This is a genomic window from Nocardia sp. NPDC058114 (genome assembly GCF_042884695.1).
GTDB lineage: Bacteria > Actinomycetota > Actinomycetes > Mycobacteriales > Mycobacteriaceae > Nocardia.
Genome location: NZ_JBHVTK010000003.1, coordinates 681680 through 701088 on the forward strand (window position 1 = coordinate 681680; position 19409 = coordinate 701088).

Below are 19409 nucleotides of genomic sequence, written 5' to 3' on the forward strand. Positions count from 1 at the left end.
CTGCTGTTGCGCCCTAGCCAGCGAAGGTGGCTGCGTAGCGGTCTACGTATGGTCTACCCGATAGCGTGGCAATTTCCCGCATCAGCAGGTCGGTTGCCGCTCTGACCTGGGCGTGATGAACAGCTGTGGGATAGCGCCGCGCGGGGTGGACGGTGATGCGTACCTTGGTGAAACGCAACAGTTTCCGACCGCGAGGATTCATGCGATCGGTACCGTCCAGGACCACGGGCACCACCGGTGCCCCGGTGGCCATGGCAACGCGCAGCGCCCCGGTGCGACCACGATAGACCCTGCCATCCCGTGACCGTGTGCCCTCCGGGTGAATTGCCCAGGCGCCGCCGCCGTCGAGGATCGCGGTGGCCGCCGCGAGCGCGTCGGCGGCCGCGTCGCCGCCGGTGCGGTCCACCGGTACCTGGCCCGCGGCGGTGAAGAACCAGCGTTTGCATCGCCCACGCAACCCCGTGCCGGCGAAGTACTCCTGCTTCGCCAGGAACGTGAGCGGCCGCGGGATCACCAGGGCCAGGTAGAGCGAGTCGATGAAGGCCAGGTGATTGGCCGCGATGATCACCGGGCCGGTGCGTGGAATGTGCTCCAGCCCTTCGACGTGCGGGCGGCCGAGCAGGCGCAGTGCCGGGCCGATGAGGACGTATTTGCACAGCAGGTACCACATGGGCAGACCCTTCGTAGACAGTGTCTACGCAGACTAGTAGACACTGTCTACGCAGGCGACCGCGAAGGTCTGTGAACGGGTGTGCAGAATTGCCGGTATGCCTGAATCGTTGCGCGAGCGCCTGGTCGACGTCGGTGTCGATCTGCTCGAAACCGATGGCTTCGGCGCACTCGGGCTGCGTGCGATCGCGCGGGCCGCCGGCGTCTCCCACGGCGCGCCGCGGCGGTGGTTTCCCACGCACGCGGCGCTGCTCGCGGCGATCGCGGCGCGCGGATTCGGGGAGCTGATCGAGCGGTTCTCGATGCTCGCCACGATCGACGACCCGCGTGAACGGTTACGCCGAATGGCCGTTGACTATGTGGATTTCGCGGTGTCGCGGCCCGAGATGTTCACGCTGATGTTCCGCCACGATCTGCTGGCGGGCTCCGGCGAGAATCTGCGGGCGACGACGCGGCCGCTGTACGGGCAGGTGGTGGAGTTGGTCGCGGCGGTGGCGCCGGAGTCGGCGCCGCAGCGCGCGCTGGCCCTGTGGACCAATGTGCACGGTTTGGCGACGATCGCCGTCAACCGGACGCTGGAGATCGTTGCCCCCGACCAGGACCCGCGGGTGCTCGTGGACCGGATCGTCCGCGAGCACCTCGCGGGACTCAGCGGGTGAGGTCGGCCAGCGTCGCGACGAAGCGGTCCAGGTCGGCCGGGCTGACGAAATAGTGCGGGGAGGCCCGCAGCACGGCGGGCAGGGTGCGCTCGGACATGTCGAGCAGGGTGGAGCCCGCGTGACTGACGGTGACGGTGATCGCGTGCTCGGCGAGCCGATCGCGCAGCTGTTCGGGATCGTGGCCGTCGGCGGTGAACGAGACGATGCCGCTGTGCTCGGTGCCCAGATCGCGCACGGTCACGCCGGGCAGTTCCGGCAGGGTCTTGCGCAGGTACTCGGCGCGGGTGGCCACGGCCGCGTAGACCTCGTCGGAGCCCTGCTCGAGCAGGTAGTCGACGGCGGCGCCGAGACCGAGGCGGGCGGCGACACCGCACTCCCAGAATTCGAACCGGGCCGCGTCGTCGGCCAGACGATATTCGCCGGGGCTCACCCACGCGGCACTGTGCAGGTCGAGGCGGGCCGGTTCCATGGTCTGCGCCAATTCGGAACGGACATACAGGAACCCGGTGCCCCGGGGGCCGCGCAACCACTTTCGACCGGTCGTCGACATGGCGTCGACCCCGAGTTCGATGACGTCGATGGGCAGCTGGCCGGTCGACTGGCAGGCGTCGAGCAGTACCAGCGCACCGGCTTCGTGGGCGATTCGGGTGGCTTCGGCGACCGGGTTCACGAGGCCGCCGTTGGTCGGGGCGTGTTGCAGCGAAACCAGCCGTACACGTTCGTCGAGCATGTCGGCGAGCGCGTCGGTGTCGAGGCGGCCGGTGTCGTCGCTGGGAATGCGCTCGACCACCGCGCCGGTGTGCTTCGCGCGCTGGAGCGCGGCGATCGCGTTGCTGGCGTAGTCGGCGCCGGAGATCAGGATCCGGTCGCCGGGCCGCAGTGGTACCGAATAGGCGAAATCGGCCCATGACCGGGACGCACTGTCGCTGAGGGCGATGGTGCCGGGCGTGGCGCCGATGAGCGTGGCGATCGAGGTCTTCACTGCGGCGAGATCGTCCAGACGCTCATTTGCTGCTCGATAGCCACCGATCTCCGCTTCGCGGTGTAAGTGGGTGATCATCGTGTCGAGGACGATCTTCGGCGGCAGCGACGATCCGGCGCTGTCGAGGAAGACCTGACCGTTGGCAAGTCCTGCGGTGTCGGCTCTGATCGCGGCGAGGTCAAGCATGGTGACGACGATAGCGCCCCGAGTCGTTCCCCTTTTGGTCACTTTTTCTGTCGGTGGACCTCGCTACTCTGGAATGAGCGAAACGCAGGTTCCCCGGCAGCACGCAGCACGTGGAGGTTGGTATGGCGGTCACCCTGGAACGTTCGTCGTGGCCCGATTATGCCCCCGACCAGGGCGAAATGTCGTCGAGGGCGGCGGCGGAGGCCTATGTCGGCGGCGTCTGTTTCAAGCTCGGTCCACCTGCGCTGATCGGCGCCGAACTGGAGTGGCTCACCGCTGGTCCCACCGGTTCGCGGCCCTCGCTCGACCAGCTGGCAGCGGCCCTCGGGCCGCATGCACCGACCTCCCTCGCCCCCGCTTCCGCCGCGGTTCCCCTGCCCGGCGGGAGCCTGGTCACCGTCGAACCCGGTGGTCAGATAGAACTTTCCAGCGCACCGTTCGCTGATCCGGCCGCGCTGACGCAGCATCTACGCGCTGATGCGGCCCGTTTGCGGGACCTGCTCGCCGCCCAGGAGATCAGTATCTTCGCCGCCGCCGCCGATGCGGGCCGTCCCGCCGAGCGCCTGCTCCGCTTGCCCCGCTACGCGGCGATGGAACGTCATTTCGACGGCGTCGGCCCCTTCGGCACCCTCATGATGTGCAACACCGCCGCCACGCAGGTCAGCGTGGACGCCGGCGCCGATCCCGCCGAGGTGCGGGCGCGCTGGACCGCCCTCTACGTCCTCGGCCCCACCCTCATCGCCGCCTTCGCCTGCTCACCGCGCCTGCACGGCGTACCGCGCGGCGACTGGGCATCTCAGCGAATGCGCACCTGGTTGCGCCTCGACCCTGCCCGTTCCAGACCCCCGGTGGCCGACTGGGCGGACCCGATCACCTCGTATGCCCACTGGGCTCTCGACGTGCCGCTGCTGTGTGTGCGCTGCACCGATGTCGATGCCGACTGGTCCCCGCCTCCCGGTGCCACCTTCGCCGATTGGCTGTCGGGCGCCCTCGACGACGAAGTGGGCCGCCGCCCGACCCGCGCCGATCTGGACTACCACCTGACCACCCTCTTTCCCCCGGTCCGAGCGTCCGGTCACCTCGAGGTCCGCTACCTCGACACCCAGCCCGGTGACGCGTGGACCACCCCGATCCACCTGTTCGACGCGCTGCTGTCGACCCCCGCTGTCGTCGCCGAGGCGACAGCCCTCGCCGCGCCCACCGCGGGGGAGTGGTTGACGTCGGCGCGTTGCGGCCTGCTCGACCCGCACTTGCGCCGCGCTGCGGTAGACGTGCTCGACCTGGCCGCCGCGCATGCGCGAACACCCTCCGCTGCCGCGGAATTGGCCGCCGCGGCCCGCCGATGTAGTGCGGGCCGCAGTCCACTCGCCGAGGTCGACTCGGCACGCAACGGCGCGGGCGGGTCGTGATGATCTCGTCGGCCGCGCGTGGTCGGCATGCAGCTGTCCTTCTGTCCGAAGTCGTTGTCGACCCGCCTGTTTCGGAGCTCTCGTGACTCTTTCCGCCCCCGCCGACCACAGTGACCGCGACCGGACGCGTGCGCGCATCGCCGAGGTCCTGTCGCGTGCTCGCCGCCGCACCGCTCTGCTCACCGAGAGCGTGGACGAAGCCGATCTCGTCGCGCAGCATTCGCCGCTGATGTCGCCGCTGGTCTGGGACCTGGCGCATATCGGGAACCAGGAAGAGCTGTGGCTGGTGCGCGATGTCGGAGGCCGCGACGCGGTGCGGGCCGATATCGACGAGCTCTACGACGCGTTCAAGCACGCCAGGTCGAACCGGCCCGCGTTGCCGCTGCTCAACCCCGAGCAGGCGCGCGGCTACGTCGGCTCGGTGCGCGAAAAGGTCCTCGACGTCCTCGATTCCAGTGATCTGGCCGGTAATCCGCTGGTGGACAACGGTTTCGCGTTCGGCATGATCGCTCAGCACGAACAGCAGCACGACGAGACCATGCTCGCCACCCATCAATTGCGAATCGGCGCGCCGGTCCTGTCGGCGCCGCCCGCTCCGGTCGCCCAGGTGCCGGCAGGTGGCGAAATCATCCTTCCCGCAGGCGAATTCCTGATGGGGACCTCGGCCGATCCGTGGGCGCTGGACAACGAACGCCCCGCCCATCCGGTGCACGTCGACGGCTTCGCGATCGATGTCGCGCCGGTGACCAACGGGCAGTTTCTCGCCTTCCTCGACGACGGGGGCTACGACCGGTCCGAGCTGTGGTCGGAGCGCGGCTGGGCGCACCGCGGGGAGGCAGGCTTGGTCGCTCCGCAGTTCTGGGAGCGCGACGGTGACGGGTGGACGCGCACGGCATTCGGCGTCCGCACCCCGCTGCGGCTCGATCAGCCGGTGGTGCATGTGTGCTGGTTCGAGGCCGAGGCCTTCGCGCGGTGGGCGGGCAAGCGCTTGCCGACCGAGGCCGAATGGGAGAAGGCGGCCCGCTTCGACCCGGAAACCGGTGCGTCGCGGCGCTATCCGTGGGGCGAGGACCAACCGGACGCGCACCTGGCCAATCTCGGCCAGCGACATTTGGAACCAGCCGAGATCGGCGCCTATCCGGCCGGTGCGTCGGCCACCGGCGTGCACCAGCTCATCGGCGATGTCTGGGAATGGTGCTCCTCGGGTTTCGAGGCCTACCCCGGGTTCCGCGCGTTCCCCTACCGCGAATACTCGGAGGTCTTCTTCGGCGGTGACTACCGCATCCTGCGCGGCGGATCCTTCGGCACCGACGAGGTCGCCTGCCGTGCCACCTTCCGCAACTGGGATCACCCGATCCGGCGGCAGATCTTCGCCGGGTTCCGGCTCGCCCGAGATCTGCGCGAGGACGAACTCTGATGTGTAGGCACCTCGGTTACGTCGGCCCGCCGGTGGGGATCGGCGAGCTGATTCTGCGCGGCCCCCACTCGCTCTACAGCCAGTCCTGGGCGCCGGTCGACATGCGCGCGGGCGGCACCATCAACGCCGACGGCTTCGGCGTGGCCTGGTGGCGCCGCGCCGATGTGGGAACGGAGGGTGCCCGCGACGCGGTGACCCGCTACCGCAACCACGCCCCGATCTGGACCGACCCCGCCGTCGCCGAAGTGCTCGGGCAGCTCGAATCCCGGTCGGTCGTCGCCGCCGTCCGCTCGGCCACCGTCGGCATGCCGGTGGAGCGTTGCGCCTGCGCGCCCTTCACCGACGAACACTGGGCCTTCAGCCACAACGGCGTCGTGCCGGACTGGCGAACCACGCTCGTCGCCGTCGTCGCCGATCTGCGCGAAGTCTGCACCACCGCAACGCTGTTCGATTCACCCGCGGTGCTGCTGCAGGCGGAGGCGCTCACCGATTCCGCCGCACTGTGGGTGCTGCTGCGCGGCCTGCTCGGGGAGATCGACCCCGCCGGTCCCGTCACTTCCCCGGCCGACGCCCTACAGCTGCTGGTCGCGACCGTTCTCCGGTATCAGCCGAGCGCTCGCCTGAACCTGTTGCTCGGCAACGGAATCCAGCTGTGGGGCACCACCTGCTGGCATGCGCTGTCGGTGCTCGTCACCGACGACTTCGCCGTGCTCTCGTCCGAACCCTACGACGCGGACCCACGCTGGCAATCCGTCGTCGACCACCAACTGGTCACCGCCACACCCGGCCACTGCACCATCACCGCACTCGAACTCCCCGCTACCGAAAGGGTCCGTTCATGACCGCGCCGCTGCTGGACATCCACCTCACCGACGACGATCTCACCGCGGCCTTGCGCACCGACGCCCGCACCGGTCTCACCGCCGACCCGAAGTCGCTGCCGCCCAAGTGGTTCTACGACGCACGCGGGAGCGAGCTCTTCGAGCGGATCACCGAACTGCCCGAGTACTACCCGACCCGCACCGAGCGAGCCCTGCTCGAGCGGGTCGTCGGCGAGATCGCCGCGGCCGCTCGCGCCGAGGTGCTGGTGGAGCTCGGCTCGGGCTCCGCCGCCAAGACCCGTCTGCTGCTGGATGCGCTCACCGCCGAAGGTTCGCTGAAAACCTATGTTCCGCAGGATGTCTCGGCCTCAGCGCTACGCGGCGCGGCCGACGAGATCGCAGCCGAGTACCCGAACCTGTCCGTGCACGGCGTGGTCAGCGACTTCACCGACACCCTGCACAACCTGCCCCGCGGTGGCCGCCGCATGATCGCCTTCCTCGGCGGCACCATCGGCAACCTGGTCCCCGCCGAGCGCGCCGAATTCCTGGCGGGCATCAACGAGGTCCTCGAACCCGGCGAGCTGCTGCTGCTCGGCGCGGGCCTGGTCATCGACCCGGCGATCCTGGTCCCCGCCTACGACGACGCCGCGGGCGTCACCGCCGAATTCAACCGCAATGTCCTGCACGTCCTCAACCACCGTCTCGACGCCGATTTCGTCCCCGAGAAATTCGACCACGTCGCCCTCTGGGACGCCGAGAACGAGTGGATCGAAATGCGCCTGCGCGCCACCGAGGCGATGACGGCCACCGTCGCCGGTCTGAACCTCACCGTCGACTTCGCCGCGGGCGAAGAGATGCGCACCGAGATCTCCGCCAAGTTCCGCCCCGATTCCCTCGCCGCCGAACTGCACCGAGCCGGCTTCACCCCCACCCACACCTGGACCGACCCCGACAACCGCTTCATCTTGTCTCTGTCCGAACGCCGCTGAGTCCTGGCTCCGGGGCGGGCCGAGCGCGCCGGCGGTCAGGTCAGGAGGGCGGCAACCGAGCCGTCACGCAGCGGGGTGTGTCGGCGGTGATGTCATGGAGCGGGACGGGTGGTCAGAGGTCGAGTTCGTCGGCGAGGTATTCGCCGCTGGTGAGGTTCTCGTCGCCCTCCAGGTCCTTTTCGACGCCTTCCTCGCCGTTGACGGCGTCGTCGTCGAAGAGGGCGCCGTCGACATCGTCGTCGCCGACTACGCGCATCGCGCTTTCCTCGGCGGGGCGTTCGTCCTCTTCCATCGCCTCCCGGCGGGACCCGCGCTCGGTGTACTCCTCGGAGATTTCCTCGTTGATGCCGAGGAAGCCGTCGGCGTCGGCTTCGTGATTGCGGATCACATAGTCGGCGGGCGGGTCTTCCACATAGCGTTCGTATTCGACGATGTCGTCGGCTTGATCGTCGTCGCCCATGTCCATGTCCAACGGTTCACGGCTCATGGTCTCCAGTATCGGCCTCCGACGGCCGTCCGTCACGAACCACGCCCGGGCCGGGCGGTCGTCGGCTACGGGCGTCTGCCGCTGGTGTCCTCCGGGACGCCGTGGAGGACGGCGGCGAACCATTCGACGAGCGGCCGCAGGTCGTTCCAGGCGCGGCGGATCTCGGTAGCCGCGGCCGGGGTGGTGAGCCACTCCGGTGCGCCGAACTCGCGGTGCACGGTCAGGGACTTGTGGCGCAGCAGGTCGATGCGTGGATGGTCGATGGCGTAGCCCTTCGGCTTGGTTTTGAGCTTGTCGCCGCCGAGAGTGAAACCGGCTGCCGTCGTCGCGGCCAGGATCTTCTCCAGTTCCGCGCCGCGCACCTCGTCGTCGATCGTGGCCCGCAGGACAGCCAAGGCGGTGGGCGAGGGCCGGAAGCAGCCGCCCGCGACGAACAATCCCGCCGCCCCGATCTGCACGTACCAGCCGACGCCGGGCGACACACCCGCCACCGCGCCCTGGTGGGTTTTGTAGGGCAGTTTGTCGGCCGAGAATCGGACGTCACGGTAGGGCCGAAAGATCTTGGCCTGTCCGAATTCCGCCGCCAGTTCGGCGGCGAGCGCGACCATCGGTGCGCGCACGGCCTCGTCGTAGAGGTGTTTGTGCGCGTTCCAGAAGGCCTTCGAGTTGTCGGCCTCCAGGTCTTCGTAGAAGTCGAGTCCGGCGAGCGGGAATCCGGTGAAAGCGTCCATCGGTGCGGCGTTTCTCAGTTCTGTTCGGGGACGGGGGCGGCGTGGCGATCGAGCCGGCTACCCCTACCAGTATCGCCCGCCGAGGCTCACAGACCGCCGATCAGTGCCACGAACACGAGCACCAGAACCGCGGCCAGCGCCGCGATGGCCCCGTTGGCGATCGCCGCCCACTTGCCCATCGGCTCACCCTTGGCATGTCCGACCAGCCCGAGCACGACTCCCGTCGGCGCGGTGACGAGCACCGGCAGCCCGCACAGCATCACCCCGCCGAGCACCGACGCCGCGACACAACAGAAGCTGATGATCGACCACACCGGCGTGCTGTCGCGGTAGCCGTACCCCGGCGGAGGCGGCGACGGGAACTGCCCCGGGTATTGCGGCGCTCCGTAAGGAGCCCGACCAGGCGGCGGATAGCCCGAAGCGGGATATATCGGCGCGGCATTGCCGACAGCGGGATACCCGGGCGCGGGAAACATCGGCCCCGGCGGTGGCGGCGGATACGGCGGCAACTCGACAGCCGGATTCGCGACCCCAGCCCAGGGCTGAGCGGCGGGCGGTGGGGGATACGACGTCGCGTCGTCAGGGGTTACCGGATCGGCGATCCCACCCCATGGTTCCCCGCCCACCGGATCAGCCACCTCCGGCGCGTCCTGCACCCGCGGCACACCCTGATCCTTACCGAGTTCGACCCGCCGCTCCGGCTCAGTCCCCATGCCGCCCCCTATAACGTCCCGAATTACAGGACCACCATGCACCAAAGACCAGCCGGTGCGCCATTGTCCGAGGACAAACGCACCGACTGGTCTCGAGAGAACATGGGTAACTCACCGGGCACGAGCTAACCCTCAACCTCTGAAGGCTTGCCGCGTCCCCACCCCACCCCGCGCCTCAGTCTGGCCAAAAGTCACGGAGAGGCGGAACAGCTCAAGCGTTGCCGTTGAACAGGCCCGTGACCGAGCCGTTCTCGAAGACCTCGCGGATGGTGCGGGCCAGCAGCGGCGCGATCGACAGCACGGTCAGCGTCGGGAACTTCTTGTCCTCGCTGATCGGCAGCGTGTTGGTGATGACGACTTCCCTGGCGCCACAGTTGGCGAGGCGCTCGGCGGCCGGATCGCTGAGCACACCGTGGGTGGCCGCGATGATGACGTCGCCCGCGCCGGCTTCCTTGAGGACCTTCACCGCACCGGCGATGGTGCCACCGGTGTCGATCATGTCGTCGATCAGCACGCAGGTGCGGCCTTCGACGTCACCGACGACGCGGTTGGACTTCACCTGGTTGGGCACCAGCGGGTCGCGGGTCTTGTGGATGAACGCCAGCGGCGTGCCACCGAGCGCGTCGGCCCACTTCTCGGCGACCTTCACGCGGCCCGCGTCGGGGGAGACCACCGCGAGGTTGTCCGACGGGTAGTTGGTGCGGATGTAGTCCGACAGCTGCACCAGCGCGTGCATGTGATCGACGGGGCCGTCGAAGAAGCCCTGGATCTGGTCGGTGTGTAGGTCGACGCTGATGATGCGATCGGCGCCCGCGGTCTTGAGCAGGTCGGCGACCAGGCGGGCCGAGATCGGCTCGCGGCCGCGGTGCTTCTTGTCCTGGCGGGCGTACGGGTAGAACGGCAGCACCGCGGTGATCCGCTTGGCCGAACCGCGCTTGAGCGCGTCGATCATGATGAGCTGTTCCATCAGCCACTGGTTGAGCGGCGCGGGGAAGCTCTGCAGCACGAAGGCATCGGAACCGCGGACCGACTCCTCGAACCGGACGAAGATCTCACCGTTGGCGAAGTCACGCGCGGTCTGCGGGGTGATGTCGACGTCGAGTTCCTTGGCGACCTGCTCGGCCAGCTCAGGATGTGACCGGCCGGCGAAGAGCATCAAGTTCTTCTGGTTGTCGATCGAGAACGCGGTCACTGCTGGTTGCCATCCTTTTGCTCGATTGTCTTCGAAGACGTCTCGTCTGCCGCGATGGCTTCCGCCGCCGCGCGCGCCGCAGCGGTTCCTGGACGGTAGCGCTGCACCCAGTTTTCAAAAGTGCGCTGTGGCCCACCCGACACAGCAAGTGCACCCGGTGGAACGCTTCTGCGCAGTACAGTACCCGCACCCGTATAGGCGCCGTCACCCACGGTGACCGGCGCGATGAACATGGTGTCGCTACCTGTTCGCACATGGGAACCAACCACGGTGTGGTGCTTGTTCACTCCGTCATAGTTCACAAAAACGCTGGAAGCGCCGATGTTGCTGTGCTCGCCGATCGTCGCGTCGCCGACGTAGGTGAGGTGGGGCACCTTCGAGTGCGCGCCGATCGAGGCGTTCTTGGTCTCGACGAACGCGCCGAGTTTGCCTTCCTCGCCCACGACGGTGCCGGGGCGGAGGTAGCTGAACGGGCCGATGGACGCGCCGTCGCCGATCTGAGCGTGCGTCCCGTGCGTTCGGATCACACTCGCGCCGACTCCGACGAGCACGTCGGTGAGCGTGGTGTCGGGCCCGATCTCGGCGTCCTCGCCGATCTCGGTGCTGCCGAAGAGCTGGGTACCGGGCCGCAGCACGGCGTCGCGCCCGATCCGCACACTCGCGTCGATCCAGGTGGTCGCCGGGTCGATGATGGTGACGCCCGCGCGCATGTGGCGTTCGAGAATGTAGCGATTGAGGGTGGCGCCCGCCTGGGACAGCTGCACCCGGTCGTTCACGCCGGTGACCTTGTTCGAGTCGACCAGTCGCGCGCCGTGCACGGGGCGACCGGCCTCGCGGGCCAGTCGAAGCACGTCGGTGAGATAGAGCTCGTGCTGGGCGTTGGCGGTGGACAGCCGCCCGATCATGGTGCGCAGTACCGACGCGTCGAACGCGTAGACGCCGGAGTTGACCTCTTTGATCTTGGCCTGTTCGGGGGTGGCGTCGGCGTGCTCGACGATCTCGGCGAGCTGGCCGTCGTCGTCGCGCACGATCCGGCCGTAACCGTTGGCGTCGTCGGGCACGAAGGTCAGCACCGTCACGGCGGGCCGTTCGGCGTAGCTGCGGTGCTCGTCGAGCAGCGCGGACAGCGTGTGCCCGTCGAGCAGCGGCACATCGGCCGAGGTGACGAGAAGGTCGCCGTCGAAGTCCGCGGGGATCGAACCCAGTGCGCACTGCACCGCGTGTCCGGTTCCGAGCTGCTGCTCCTGCACCGCGCACACGATCTCGCGGCCGAGTTCCTTACCCACGTCCGCGACGGCGGCTCCGACCTTGTCCCGGTCGTGCCCGACAACGGTGATCAGGTGGGTCGGATCGATCTCGACGGCGGCGTGCAGCGCGTGCGAGAGCATCGACCGTCCTGCTAACGGGTGCAGCACTTTCGGAGTCTTCGACCGCATTCGCGTTCCAGCACCTGCTGCGAGAACGACGACGGCGGTCTGCGGTGGCATGGATCTCCCTCGGCTGCCTGTCAGCGAGTGCTGTGGCGGGTTCGGTCGGTAGATGGTGCGGGCCGACGATACGTCACTGTGTGTCCGTGTGCTCCGCCGCCAGGACTCGAACCTGAACTATCTGAACCAAAATCAGAGGTGCTGCCATTACACTACGGCGGATCGCCACACCAGTGGGCTCTCGGAGCCCACCACTGTGCTACGGCACGCCAGTGATCCTCGCACACGATCCCGCCCTCGGGCGAATCTTGTGTACGCCTGTCGCGTCCGTGCTCGGATGCCGTTGTTAGCCTTCTGGAACGCACGTACTGATTTCTCGTGAGTCGAAACGCGGAGAGGCGGGGGCACGCATGTCGTCCAGTGAGCCGGGGCGGGCCACCAGGCCCAGGATGACGGGTACGCAGCGCAGGCAGCAGCTGATCGAGATCGGTCGCGCCTTGTTCGCGGAGCGGGGGTACGACGCGACATCGATCGAGGAGATCGCGCAGCGAGCGCAGGTGTCGAAGCCGGTGGTCTACGAGCATTTCGGTGGCAAGGAGGGCCTCTACGCGGTGGTCGTCGATCGCGAGATGTCGATGTTGCTGGAAATGGTCACCTCCTCGCTCACCCGCAATCGATCGCGGGTGCGATTAGAGCAGGTGGCGCTGGCCTTGCTCACCTACATCGAGGAGCGGACCGACGGTTTTCGGATCCTGGTCCGCGACCAGCCCGCCGCCAACTCCGACGGTCGCTACTCGAGCCTGCTCAACGAGGCCGTGAACCAGGTGGCCCATCTGCTCGCCGGTGATTTCGGCCGTCGCGATCTCGATACCAGCCTCGCCCCGCTCTATGCCCAGGCTCTGGTCGGCATGGTCTCGACCACCGCCACGTGGTGGCTCGACGAGCGCACCCCGCCCAAAGAGGTGGTCGCGGCGCACCTGGTCAACCTGTGTTGGAACGGTTTGAGTCATTTGGAAGCCGAACCGGGGCTCAGCTCCGAATGGAATACGGGGACTACGCCGACCAGCGGTGGGGTAACCGGACGTTAGCGCAAGCAACGTGGACCGAATCCATGATTCGGCTGCCACTTTGCCGCCTGGTGGTACGGTTCACCCATCCTTTTGGGTGCTGCCGGGCGGTATGTCGAGCAAATTTCGGGATGTCGGTCTACTTCAGGATGGCTGGATTATTGGATGACAGGCGGATCTGATGGCTAGGCAAGCACGCGCGGAGATCACCCGCGACTCCGTCCTTGCTGGCGCTGCCGATGTCTTTCTCCGTTTGGGCTACGCCAACGCGAGCCTCAGCGAAATCATCGCGCAGTCCAATGTGACCAAGGGCGCCTTGTACTTTCACTTCGGCTCCAAGGAGGAGCTGGCCAGGGCGGTGGTCGATCAGGGCAACGAGCGCCTGACCGGATCCTGTCAGGGTTTCTTCGATTCCCGGGTGCCCGCGCTGGAGGCGGCCGTCGGGATCACCTACGTGGTGGCCGATCTGTCGATGAACGATCCGATGGTGGGCGCGATGCTCAAGCTCACCCACCAGATCGGTGACTATCGCGGCGCGCAGGGCGACAACATCGCCAAGACCTGGGGCGAGACCTACCGGTTGCTGTCGGAGCGGGCCATCGCCCAGGGCGACCTGATCGCCGACCTCGATCCCGAGGTGGTCGGTGTGCTGCTCCAGGAACTGACCGCGGGCGTGCACATCGTCGCGGTCGGCACCGAGTCGATGGAGCAGATGGCGGCGCGGATGGAACGGGCCTGGTACTTCCTGCTGCCCTCGCTGGTGCCGCCGGAGAAGCTGTCGTACTTCCGGGAGTTCGCGGCGCGCAGGCTGCGCCGCTACGTCGTCTAGTTCACACGCTGCGGTCGGTGGCGAGCACTGTCCGCACGTCGGCCTCGGGTCCGGTCGGGGTGATCCGGACTTCGTCGCGGCCGAAGGCGTGCAGGAGCAGCTCCGACGGCGTGCCGGTGAGCACCACTTCGGCGCCGTCGCCACGGTGCGCCGTGATCCGGGCTCCCTGCGGCGTCGCGAGGACAACCGGAACCGGCGACTTGCGGTAGGCCGCGCGTGCGACGGTGCGCAGTGCGGTCCACAGGCGGTCCTCGTCGCGCGCCGCCAATTGCCTTGGCTCCCAGCCCGGTTCGGACCTGCGCACGTCTTCGTGGTGGACGAACATCTCGCTGAGATTGGCCACCGCGTCGACCGGGCGCAACGGCGACCACCACGGCGGGCCGGTGCGGACGAGCTCGAGCAGTTCGGCGAACGGCCGCTGCGCGATCTGGGCCTGCTTGGCCTCCAGGTAGCCGGCCATCGGCCGGAAGACGATGCCCACCGACGCGTCGGGCCTGCGTTCGCGGACCACCAGGTGGGCCGCGAGGTCGTGCACCGTCCAGGTGCCGCACAGGGTCGGCGCGGCAGGGCCGGCCTCGGTCATCGTTTCCACGAGGGCGTGGCGTTCACGTCGAGCCAGACTCACGCCTCGACCCTACGCGTATCGCGACATCCAGGGCGCCGAGCCTGTCGACAAGCAGCCGCCTACCGAGCGATCCCGGGCCTGTAGCGCGTCAGCCGCCGTTCATCCACCGTCGCTTGAGGTTCCAATGGTTGGCCCACCACGCCTGTTCCGCCGCGGGGTCAGAGCCTGCCGCCGGGGGTGGTGATTCTCCCGGGAACAGCCCTTGCGGACCTGGGGCGCCGACCTTTGCCGGGGTCGCAGCGGCACTCGGTGCGGCCGCTTCCGGTGTGTCCGCCGGTTCGGGGGAGTCTGTGGGACCGGCTTCGGGTGCCGGAACCCAGGTGGGCGGTTCTGGATCACGAGGCCCGGCGGTGGTGGGGGCCGTAGCAGCCGACGGCGGCGCTGGAGCGGGAGCCGGCGCTGAGTGGTTCGGCGCCGCTGCCGGAGCAGGTGTCACAGGTTGGGTTCGATCTTGCGGCGAGGCCGGAAGCGAGGCATCAGGGGTTGTCTCGACAGTGGCAGGCGCTGAGGGCGACGGTGGAGCGAGGCTGGTCGTGCTGGGGGAACCCGCGTTCATGGCAGGCGAGTTCTCCTCCAGTGCCTGCGACGCGGCGAATCCGGCGACGCCGAGAAAGGCCGCGAGGGCCGCCGCGGTCAGCAGTAGCCGCCGGTGGCGGCGAGGCGCCTGCGGTGGTCCGGCGAGTTGCTTGCGCACCTGGCCGGCGGCGATCAGCGCGGCTGCGCGCGCCGTCGCCTGCGCGAAGTCCGGGACGAGGACCACGCGCGCGGTGAGTTCGTAGCGCAGGGCGCCCGCGATCTCGGGATCGGCGGCCGACGAACCACAGAGGGCCACCGCGTCGGGGTGCGCCGGGATCGACGCCAGCACCGACCGCACGCGACCGATCGTCTCGGTCATCGCGTCGGTATCGAACGATTCCGCGAGACCGTCGGCCGAGGCGCCCTCGGCAATACCGGTGGTCCAGGCGTCCGAGGCCAGGATCTGCCGACGATCCGGTCCGACCACGACGGCGGTCGCGGCGTGATCGGCGAGGTCTAGCAGCACCACGGTCCCGAACTCATCGAGTTCCGGCATGTCACCGACCAGCGCGAACAGTGCCGATCGGGTCGAAACCAGCGATGATGTGTGCCACGGGCCGGCCGCGAGCTCCGAGACGATCTGTTGCCGGTCCTGCGCAGTGTGATACGCCACGGCGACATCCGCGATCACCGGGGCTGCCTCGGCGAGGGCGTCGAGTGCGTGGACGATCGAGCCCCCGTCTTCGACACGCTGCTCGACCGACTGAAGGACCTCGGATTTCCTCCCCGGTGCGTTGGACAGGAGCACCCCCCGGACGACAGTGCGTTCCGCTGATATTCCGACTGTGGTCGTCATAGATCACCCACTCGATAGACGTATAGCTTTCGGAGGTTCGTGGTGGGTGCGCTCGGTGATTGGTCGATGTTCCGACTGTGATGTCTCTCACAGGGCATCCGTCGCTCCTGAGTCGGCTCACACCCGGGGTCAGCCGCGGGCCGACCCCCGGGAATCACTCATCTAGACTTCGAGACGGGCTGCCTCGCCTATCCCGTCTGCGTATTCAGGAGCGAACAATGTCCTCCCTTCGTCCTCCGCTCGCCGGTCTGGCCGAAGTGGTCGCGGGTGACGCCGCGCTGCGGACGGTCACCGATCTGGTCGGCAAATCCGGGGTGGAATTGGTCGCGCCGTCGGCCGTGCGGCCGTTCGTCGCCGCGACGATCGCCGATCAGCGTCCCCTGGTGGTGGTGACCGCCACCGGTCGCGAGGCCGACGATCTGACTGTGGAACTCACCGAGATGCTCGGCCCGTCGGTCGCCATGTTCCCGTCCTGGGAGACCCTGCCGCACGAACGCCTCTCGCCCGGCCCCGACACGGTCGGGCGCAGGCTCGAGGTACTACGCAGGCTGGCCCATCCCGAAGACCCCGTCTACCCCGAACCGCTGCGGGTGGTGGTCACCACGGTGCGTTCGCTGATGCAGCCGATGACGGCCGGGCTCGGCGATATCGAGCCGGTGGTGCTGCGGGTCGGCGGCGAACACGATTTCGACGAATTGCTCACTCGCCTGGTGGAATTCGCGTACACCCGCGTCGACATGGTCGGCAAGCGCGGCGAGTTCGCGGTGCGTGGCGGCATCCTCGATCTGTTCGCGCCGACGGCGGATCATCCGGTGCGCGTGGAGTTCTGGGGCGACGAGGTGACCGAGATCCGCCCGTTCTCGGTCGCCGATCAGCGATCGCTCACCGAGAGCACCGTCGAGATGGTGGTCGCGCCGCCGTGTCGCGAGTTGCTGCTCACCACGCCGGTGCGCGAGCGCGCCACCGCGGTCGCCGCCGACAACGAGGCCGACGCCTCCCTGGTCGAGATGCTGAACAAGATCGCCGAGGGCATCCCCGTCGACGGCATGGAGGCCCTGCTGCCGGTCCTCGCGCCGGGCAAGCTCAGCCTGCTCACCGAGGCGCTGCCCGGGGGCACCCAGTTGCTGCTGTGCGACCCGGAGAAGATCCGCACCCGCGCAGCCGATCTCGTGCGTACCGGCGAGGAGTTCCTCGAAGCCTCGTGGACCGCCGCCTCGTTCGGCAGCGACGCGCCGCTGGGCGCCAACGGCCTCGACCTGGCTGCCTCCGGCTACCGCAGCCTGCCCGAATTGCACACCAGCGCGGACGAACTCGGCCTGCCGTGGTGGACGCTGAGCCCGCTCAGTTCCGGCGACCCGATCGAGGTGAACCTGCCGGTGGCCGCCGGGCCCACCGCCCGCGGGTCCGAGGAACTGGTCGCCACCATCTTCGCGTCGCTGCGCGCGCATGTCGCCACCGGCGGTCGCGCGGTCGTCGTGGTCACCGGTCACGGCACGGCGCAGCGTGTACTGGAACGGCTCGGCGAGGCCGAAGTGCCCGCCGCGCTGCTGCCCGCCGGTGGGGTGCCGGAGCCGGGAGTGGTGGGCGTGCTGTGTGGTTCGCTGCACGACGGGCTGATCTTCGACGATGCCGGACTGGTGGTCGTCGCCGAGTCCGATCTCACCGGCAACCGGGTCACCGCGCCCACCGAGGGCAAGCGGCTGCCCGCCAAGCGCCGCAACCAGGTCGACCCGCTCGCCCTCACCTCGGGCGACATGGTGGTGCACGACCAGCACGGCATCGGCCGGTTCGTCGAGATGATCGAGCGCACCATCGGCGGCGCGCGCCGCGAGTACCTGGTGATCGAATACGCGCCGAGCAAGCGCGGCCAGCCCGGCGACCGCCTGTTCGTGCCGATGGAATCGCTGGACCAGCTCTCCCGCTACGTCGGCGGCGAACTGCCGAGCCTGTCCAAGCTCGGCGGCTCCGACTGGGCGAACACGAAACGCAAGGCGCGCAAGGCCGTTCGCGAGATCGCGGGTGAGCTCGTGCAGCTCTACGCCGCGCGCCAGGCCGCGCCGGGTCACGCCTTCGCCCCGGACACCCCGTGGCAGCAGGAGATGGAGGACGCGTTCGCGTTCACCGAGACCGTCGACCAGATGACCGCCATCACCGACGTGAAGTCGGACATGGAGAAGGCGGTGCCGATGGACCGCGTGGTCTGCGGCGACGTGGGCTACGGCAAGACCGAGATCGCCGTGCGGGCCGCGTTCAAGGCGGTGCAGGACGGCAAGCAGGTCGCCGTGCTGGTGCCCACCACGCTGCTCGCCCAGCAGCACCTACAGACCTTCACCGAACGCGTCGCGGGCTTCCCGGTGACGGTGAAGGGGTTGTCCCGGTTCACCGATGCCTCCGACTCCAAGGAGATCCTGGCCGGGCTGGCCGACGGCTCGGTCGACATCGTGGTCGGCACCCACCGGCTGCTGCAGACCGGTGTGCGCTGGAAGGACCTCGGCCTGGTGGTGGTCGACGAGGAACAGCGCTTCGGTGTGGAGCACAAGGAACACATCAAGGCGCTGCGCACCCACGTCGACGTGCTCACCATGTCGGCCACTCCGATCCCGCGCACCCTGGAGATGAGCCTGGCAGGCATCCGCGAGATGTCGACCATCCTCACCCCGCCCGAGGAGCGTCATCCGGTGCTCACCTATGTGGGCGCCTACAACGACAAGCAGGTCACCGCCGCCATCCGCCGCGAGCTGATGCGCGACGGTCAGGTGTTCTACGTGCACAACCGGGTGTCCTCGATCGACAAGGCCGCCAAGAAGATTCGCGATCTGGTGCCCGAGGCGCGCGTCGTCGTCGCGCACGGTCAGATGAACGAGGACCAGCTCGAGAAGACCGTGCAGGGATTCTGGGAGCGCGAATACGACGTGCTCGTGTGCACCACGATCATCGAGACCGGCCTCGACATCTCCAACGCGAACACGCTGATCGTGGAACGTGCCGATTCCCTCGGCCTTTCGCAGCTGCACCAGTTGCGTGGTCGTGTCGGTCGTTCCCGTGAGCGCGGCTACGCGTACTTCCTGTATCCGCCGGAGAAGCCGCTCACCGAGACCGCCTACGACCGCCTGGCCACCATCGCGCAGAACTCCGATCTGGGTGCGGGTATGGCCGTGGCGATGAAGGACCTCGAGATCCGCGGCGCGGGCAATGTGCTCGGCGCCGAACAGTCCGGTCATGTCGCCGGTGTCGGCTTCGACCTGTACGTGCGACTGGTCGGCGAGGCCGTGGAGGCCTACCGCGCGGCCGCCGACGGCAAGCCGATCGTCACCGAGGAGAACAAGGAGGTGCGCATCGATCTGCCCGTCGACGCGCACATCCCGCCCGACTACATCGCCAGCGACCGGCTGCGGCTCGAGGGCTATCGCAAACTCGCCTCCGCCCAGGACGATTCGGCCCTGGCCGCGGTCGTCGAGGAGCTCGTCGACCGCTACGGCCCGCTGCCGGTGGAGGTCGGGCGACTGGTGGCGGTGGCCAAGCTGCGCCTGCTCGCGCGCGAGTACGACGTGTCCGAGATCGTGGTCACCGGCTCGTCGCTGAAGATCGCGCCGCTGAATCTTCCTGATTCCAAACAGCTTCGGCTCAAGCGGATCTACCCCGCGGCCAACTATCGCCCGGCGAGCGGGCTGATCACCTTGCCGCTGCCGCGGATCACCGACAGCGTCGGCGCCGACCGGGTGCGCGACGTGGCAGTGCTGCAATTCGTCGCCGATCTGCTGCTGGTGCTGGACGGTAAACCCCAGGGGATGGTGGATCTTTCGGTGCCGACGGAAGCCGCGGCGGCGCGATGAG

17 protein-coding genes and 1 tRNA gene are annotated in these 19409 nt (G+C 68.4%); 8 read left to right on the forward strand and 10 right to left on the reverse strand.

What is annotated here, in order from left to right:
* Nucleotides 1-13: 13 nt before the first annotated feature.
* Entirely contained in the window at nt 14-670 is a 657-nt protein-coding gene (locus ACFVVI_RS15535; RefSeq protein ID WP_379312701.1) for a lysophospholipid acyltransferase family protein, read from the reverse strand.
* A gap of 97 nt (nt 671-767) precedes the next feature.
* Between ACFVVI_RS15535 and ACFVVI_RS15540 the strand changes: the two genes are divergently transcribed.
* Nucleotides 768-1328: a TetR/AcrR family transcriptional regulator gene (locus ACFVVI_RS15540; RefSeq protein ID WP_387445831.1), complete on the forward strand. Its 561-nt coding sequence runs from the start codon at nt 768-770 to the stop codon at nt 1326-1328.
* Here the strand turns inward: ACFVVI_RS15540 and ACFVVI_RS15545 are convergent.
* On the reverse strand, nt 1318-2496 hold the full coding sequence (locus ACFVVI_RS15545) for an aminotransferase class V-fold PLP-dependent enzyme (protein WP_387445832.1): 1179 nt from the start codon (nt 2494-2496) through the stop codon (nt 1318-1320). The genes ACFVVI_RS15540 and ACFVVI_RS15545 overlap by 11 nt on opposite strands.
* A gap of 122 nt (nt 2497-2618) precedes the next feature.
* On the opposite strand from ACFVVI_RS15545, the gene egtA reads away from it, so the two are divergent.
* The 4 genes from egtA (at nt 2619) to egtD (ending at nt 7132) form a co-directional block, all read left to right on the forward strand.
* Nucleotides 2619-3905 (forward strand): ergothioneine biosynthesis glutamate--cysteine ligase EgtA, encoded by a 1287-nt coding sequence (egtA, locus tag ACFVVI_RS15550; RefSeq protein ID WP_387445833.1) that lies wholly within the window; start codon nt 2619-2621, stop codon nt 3903-3905.
* A gap of 82 nt (nt 3906-3987) precedes the next feature.
* Nucleotides 3988-5322 (forward strand): ergothioneine biosynthesis protein EgtB, encoded by a 1335-nt coding sequence (gene egtB / locus ACFVVI_RS15555; RefSeq protein WP_387445834.1) that lies wholly within the window; start codon nt 3988-3990, stop codon nt 5320-5322.
* Nucleotides 5322-6164: an ergothioneine biosynthesis protein EgtC gene (gene egtC / locus ACFVVI_RS15560; RefSeq protein WP_387445835.1), complete on the forward strand. Its 843-nt coding sequence runs from the start codon at nt 5322-5324 to the stop codon at nt 6162-6164. The genes egtB and egtC overlap by 1 nt, the downstream gene beginning before the upstream one ends.
* Entirely contained in the window at nt 6161-7132 is a 972-nt protein-coding gene (gene egtD, locus ACFVVI_RS15565; protein ID WP_378993180.1) for an L-histidine N(alpha)-methyltransferase, read from the forward strand. Before egtC ends, egtD begins: the two co-directional genes overlap by 4 nt.
* 112 nt (nt 7133-7244) lie before the next feature.
* Here the strand turns inward: egtD and ACFVVI_RS15570 are convergent, their stop codons facing one another.
* From ACFVVI_RS15570 to ACFVVI_RS15595, 6 genes are all read right to left on the reverse strand, one after another.
* Nucleotides 7245-7619: a hypothetical protein gene (locus ACFVVI_RS15570; protein WP_387445836.1), complete on the reverse strand. Its 375-nt coding sequence runs from the start codon at nt 7617-7619 to the stop codon at nt 7245-7247.
* 65 nt (nt 7620-7684) lie between these two features.
* Complete coding sequence (locus ACFVVI_RS15575; RefSeq protein ID WP_378993175.1) at nt 7685-8350, reverse strand: DUF2461 domain-containing protein; 666 nt, start codon at nt 8348-8350, stop codon at nt 7685-7687.
* 86 nt (nt 8351-8436) lie between these two features.
* Nucleotides 8437-9063 (reverse strand): hypothetical protein, encoded by a 627-nt coding sequence (locus tag ACFVVI_RS15580; protein WP_387445837.1) that lies wholly within the window; start codon nt 9061-9063, stop codon nt 8437-8439.
* A 211-nt stretch (nt 9064-9274) separates the two neighbouring features.
* Nucleotides 9275-10255, reverse strand: coding sequence for a ribose-phosphate diphosphokinase (locus ACFVVI_RS15585; RefSeq protein WP_056813833.1), 981 nt, complete (start codon nt 10253-10255; stop codon nt 9275-9277).
* Nucleotides 10252-11742: a bifunctional UDP-N-acetylglucosamine diphosphorylase/glucosamine-1-phosphate N-acetyltransferase GlmU gene (gene glmU, locus ACFVVI_RS15590; RefSeq protein WP_378993172.1), complete on the reverse strand. Its 1491-nt coding sequence runs from the start codon at nt 11740-11742 to the stop codon at nt 10252-10254. Before glmU ends, ACFVVI_RS15585 begins: the two co-directional genes overlap by 4 nt.
* Before the next feature lie 91 nt (nt 11743-11833).
* Nucleotides 11834-11904 (reverse strand) — tRNA-Gln (locus ACFVVI_RS15595).
* A gap of 188 nt (nt 11905-12092) precedes the next feature.
* On the opposite strand from ACFVVI_RS15595, the gene ACFVVI_RS15600 reads away from it, so the two are divergent.
* Both ACFVVI_RS15600 and ACFVVI_RS15605 read left to right on the forward strand, forming a co-directional pair.
* Nucleotides 12093-12770 carry a TetR/AcrR family transcriptional regulator gene (locus ACFVVI_RS15600; RefSeq protein WP_378993171.1) on the forward strand — a complete coding sequence of 226 codons (678 nt, stop codon included), beginning with the start codon at nt 12093-12095 and terminating at the stop codon, nt 12768-12770.
* A 160-nt stretch (nt 12771-12930) separates the two neighbouring features.
* Nucleotides 12931-13578, forward strand: coding sequence for a TetR/AcrR family transcriptional regulator (locus tag ACFVVI_RS15605; RefSeq protein WP_358071707.1), 648 nt, complete (start codon nt 12931-12933; stop codon nt 13576-13578).
* 1 nt (nt 13579) lies between these two features.
* Here ACFVVI_RS15605 and ACFVVI_RS15610 read toward each other — a convergent pair whose 3' ends face one another.
* Nucleotides 13580-14203: a TIGR03085 family metal-binding protein gene (locus ACFVVI_RS15610; protein WP_378993169.1), complete on the reverse strand. Its 624-nt coding sequence runs from the start codon at nt 14201-14203 to the stop codon at nt 13580-13582.
* 88 nt (nt 14204-14291) lie between these two features.
* Nucleotides 14292-15575 (reverse strand): hypothetical protein, encoded by a 1284-nt coding sequence (locus ACFVVI_RS15615; RefSeq protein WP_387445838.1) that lies wholly within the window; start codon nt 15573-15575, stop codon nt 14292-14294.
* Nucleotides 15576-15793: 218 nt separating this feature from the next.
* Here ACFVVI_RS15615 and mfd point away from each other — a divergent pair, with 218 nt between their 5' ends.
* On the forward strand, nt 15794-19408 hold the full coding sequence (gene mfd, locus ACFVVI_RS15620; RefSeq protein ID WP_378993165.1) for a transcription-repair coupling factor: 3615 nt from the start codon (nt 15794-15796) through the stop codon (nt 19406-19408).
* The last annotated feature ends 1 nt before the right edge of the window (nt 19409 follow it).